2 protein-coding genes are annotated in these 2,164 nt (G+C 59.6%); one reads left to right on the forward strand and one right to left on the reverse strand.

Annotated elements, in window-relative coordinates; genetic code table 11:
- Positions 1 to 473 precede the first annotated feature (473 nt).
- Positions 474 to 1,160, forward strand: a complete 687-nt coding sequence (locus AB0300_RS18775) for a hypothetical protein (RefSeq protein ID WP_366216687.1) — start codon at positions 474 to 476, stop codon at positions 1,158 to 1,160.
- Between the two features lie 400 nt (positions 1,161 to 1,560).
- On the opposite strand, the gene AB0300_RS18780 is transcribed toward AB0300_RS18775, so the two are convergent.
- Positions 1,561 to 1,908, reverse strand: coding sequence for a hypothetical protein (locus tag AB0300_RS18780; RefSeq protein ID WP_366216688.1), 348 nt, complete (start codon positions 1,906 to 1,908; stop codon positions 1,561 to 1,563).
- Positions 1,909 to 2,164 lie beyond the last annotated feature (256 nt).

A 2,164-nucleotide genomic window follows, 5' to 3' on the forward strand; every position in this document is an offset into this window, starting at 1 on the left:
AGGCGGTGATACTCCCCGAGATCACCGCCGCCTAAACTAACGACAGCTGATCATCGCAACGAAGCGAAAGACCACCACTCAAACGGACGCGGCCGCACGCCTCGCGCCGGTATCAGCTGAGGAAGAGCACTCACTAAGCCCGGATGCGACGCGATCTCTGCTGCGCATCACGCCAACTTCCTTGCAACGGCTCAGCCAGCGCGGCTATCTGCACGCTGTTGACGCGGGCAAGGAGTGGCGGTACCCCTCTTGGCAATTCGCGGGGAGGCCTCGCTTCGTGGTTCTGCCAGGAGTCGGCGTCATCGCTCCCGCGGTTCCGAAGCAATGGCTACCAGCTGAAATCAACATCTTTATGGCGACGTCCCATCCAAGCCTCGTTGGCGAGGGTAGTACTCATTCCCCCATCGAGTGGTTGATGAAGGGAAGCGATCCGTACAGAGTCGTCGAGATTCTCGAGGCGTTGGAAGTGCTGAGTGAGCAGCCACCTTCGTAACGATAAACGAGGCCATTACCAACGTCGTGGGAGGAGTCTTACTGAGCACATCGCCGACGAAACGTTTGACGAGGATTTCCGCTCAACGCTCGATTCACTCAGGCGACTCGTACAAGTTGCGGGCGATACTGGACGCGACTGGAAGCTGGTTGACGCGCTCCTTAGAACCATGATCGAACTGGTACTTGAGACCGCAGGCGACCTATTTGTCGCTACGGAGCAACTCGCAACCGAGCCGGTCGACGCTACCGAGGCGGAGTCGTACTGTGACGATGGGAGCGTCGAATCGCGACTGGGGCTCCGCCCGGAGTATGGTCTACGGCTCGAAGCTGTCATCGATTCCTGGAGTGATGACGAAACAGCCGACTTTCTCATGATCGGTCTCCGCCAGGTTCAGCGGCTTGCGCGTCGAGGCAAGCTCTACTACTTTCTCGTAGACCGAAGACGACGTTATCCAATATGGCAGTTTGATCGGTCCTGCGGCGTACTCGGCGGTGTGGCGCAGGTGGCTCAGGCTATCCCGCATTCCTGGTCGGCCTGGCATGTGTACGAGTTCATGACGACGCGACACTCGTTACTCAGCCTCGCCACCCCGGCCCAGTGGTTGCTCATGAATCACGATCCCGAGTCGATCGTCGCAGCGATCGGGACGGCTGGTCCAACGTGACCGCTGTCGACACAAGCATCAAGTCGGACAGTTCACTCAAGATCTTCCTCGCCGACCTGAGCTACACAGCCTGGCGCGTGATGCCGAGACTGTCGTCTCAGAGCGGATAGGCACGGGGCGCGACACCTCGGCGACAAGTACTGCGCGCCAGCCGGCGTGTGTGCTCCGATAGTCTCATCGCAAGGAGTTTAAACGTGCGTGAACAATCTCGAATACCCCCGCATGTGATGCGAGCCCTCGCCGCGATCCAGAAGGGGCACGAACTCGGAGCTCATGCCCTGACCGAGGAGGATCTCGATCGTGCTCGGCGCATACTTACGGGAGCGTTAACTCCCGAAGCGGCGCGTACTGAAATGTATCTGGCGCTCCAAGCGCTAGCGACGACGAACTCGCCGACACATCATCCGGAAAACGATCCGTCCACGAGCGACTGAGCAGCTCCGATGACTTCGTCGAACCGCCCATCGCGAATCGCGGTTATCGCTGTGCTCTCGTCACGAAGAAACGGGTTGGCTCCGACGAACCATAACCGCGCCACTTGGTCGCCTTCGGCGTCGCTGATGATTCGCCATACCACCTCTGCGCACTCAAGGCGTGCAATCGCCTCGGCATTGGGGCGGGCACCGCGCGCCTGAACCCAGCTGGTCGCAGCCTGCGTATCTCGAGAACCCGCAAGGGTCGACACCAGCGTTGGTCCAAGCGCTACAATCAGCCGACGAATAAGGTCCGTGGAGTCAGACGCCGTCATGATGCGATCCTATTCGTGCGAGGTGAGTTCTGGCGGTTGCCGGCGCATCAAACCCGGCCTCCGAGCATCCGCGATCGTTAGGGAAACCGCGCGTAGGCGATGGAGTACACAAGCGTTCACAATGTACACAGGAGTTCACAAGACACACGATCACCACGTGCTGGCCGCGTCCGTTTGAGTGGTGGTCTTTCGCTTCGTTGCGATGATCAGCTGTCGTTAGTTTAGGCGGCGGTGATCTCGGGGAGTATCACCGCCT

The sequence above is a fragment of the Microbacterium sp. NPDC078814 genome (assembly GCF_040702645.1).
GTDB lineage: Bacteria > Actinomycetota > Actinomycetes > Actinomycetales > Microbacteriaceae > Microbacterium.

What these genes read in the sequence shown, in the direction of transcription:
- AB0300_RS18780 (WP_366216688.1), bottom strand. Translation starts at nt 1,908, where the DNA reads ATGACGGCGTCTGACTCCACGGACCTTATTCGTCGGCTGATTGTAGCG.